Here is a 1,389-nt window from a genome sequence, read left to right on the forward strand (position 1 = left end):
GGGACTGTTTCTTAATCGGTGTTTCGGCCCCAGACGCTGAGTGAATGCTCAGCGAGGGAGGTGCCGTGATGACGACACTGGAAGATGTGGCGAAGAAGAAGACCGAGCCGCCGTCGGCGGAAGCTGCGGCGGCCGCGGAGTTGGTCAGGTTGGCGAAGGAGCAGGGTCTGTCGCTGACCGGACCGGACGGACTGCTCAAACAATTCACGAAGACCGTCCTGGAAACCGCGCTGAACGAGGAAATGACCGAGCACCTCGGGCACGACAAGAACCAGGCGCAGCCGGATCGGGAATCGACGAACATCCGCAACGGAACCCGATCGAAAACCGTGTTGACCGAGGCCAGCGGCCATATTCCGATCGACGTCCCACGTGATCGGGAAGGGACGTTCGAGCCGCAGATCGTCCAGAAACGCCAACGGCGGTTGAACGGTGTGGATGAGATCGTGCTGTCGTTATATGCCAAAGGATTAACGACCGGTGAGATCGGTGCGCATTTCGCCGAAATCTACGGTGCCTCGGTCTCGAAGGAAACTATTTCGCGGATCACGGACAAGGTCATCGAGGAGATGCAGGACTGGTCTGCCCGACCCCTCGACGAGGTGTACGCAGCGATCTTCATCGACGCGATCGTCGTCAAAATTCGGGACGGGCAGGTCGCCAACCGCCCGATCTACGCGGCCATCGGGGTCAGTCTCGACGGCCACCGTGATGTGCTCGGATTGTGGGCCGGAACCGGCGGTGAAGGCGCAAAGTTTTGGATGTCCGTGCTCACCGATATCCGTAACCGCGGCACCCGGGACGTGTTCTTCCTGGTCTGCGACGGACTCAAAGGCCTACCGGAGGTCGTCGAACACGTCTGGCCGGCGACTACGGTCCAAACCTGCGTAGTGCATTTGATTCGCAATACGTTTCGGCTCTCGTCACGTCAGCATTGGGATGCGCTCAAGCATGATCTCAAGCCGATCTATACGGCACCGTCCGAGGCGGCCGCTCGGGCAGCGTTCGACGATCTCGCCGAGCAGTGGGGAACGACGTATCCGGCGATTATCAGGTTGTGGACCAACGCCTGGCAGGAGTTCATCCCGTTCCTGGACTACGACATCGAGATACGCCGAGTCCTGTGCTCTACCAACGCGATTGAATCGTTGAATGCCCGGTATCGGCGAGCGGTGAAAGCGCGTGGTCATTTTCCCACGGAGACTGCTGCACTCAAATGCCTTTACCTGGTGACGCGTTCACTGGACCCGACGGGCAAAGGGCAGGCACGATGGATAACGAGGTGGAAGCCTGCTCTGAATGCGTTTGCGATCACCTTCGCTGATCGTTGGCCGGGATCGGAAACTTACTGATGGAAACCGGCCGAAACACCGTTAGCGAGACAGACCC

The 1,389-nt window shown here is 59.5% G+C and carries 1 protein-coding gene; it reads left to right on the plus strand.

Annotated features, from left to right (window positions below; translation table 11 throughout):
- The first annotated feature begins 65 nt into the window (after positions 1–65).
- On the plus strand, positions 66–1,352 hold the full coding sequence (locus R4P65_RS33000; protein WP_411742624.1) for an IS256 family transposase: 1,287 nt from the start codon (positions 66–68) through the stop codon (positions 1,350–1,352).
- Positions 1,353–1,389: the final 37 nt, after the last annotated feature.

This window comes from Rhodococcus sp. IEGM 1318 (genome assembly GCF_033142465.1).
In the GTDB taxonomy this organism is placed as follows: domain Bacteria; phylum Actinomycetota; class Actinomycetes; order Mycobacteriales; family Mycobacteriaceae; genus Rhodococcus_F; species Rhodococcus_F qingshengii_B.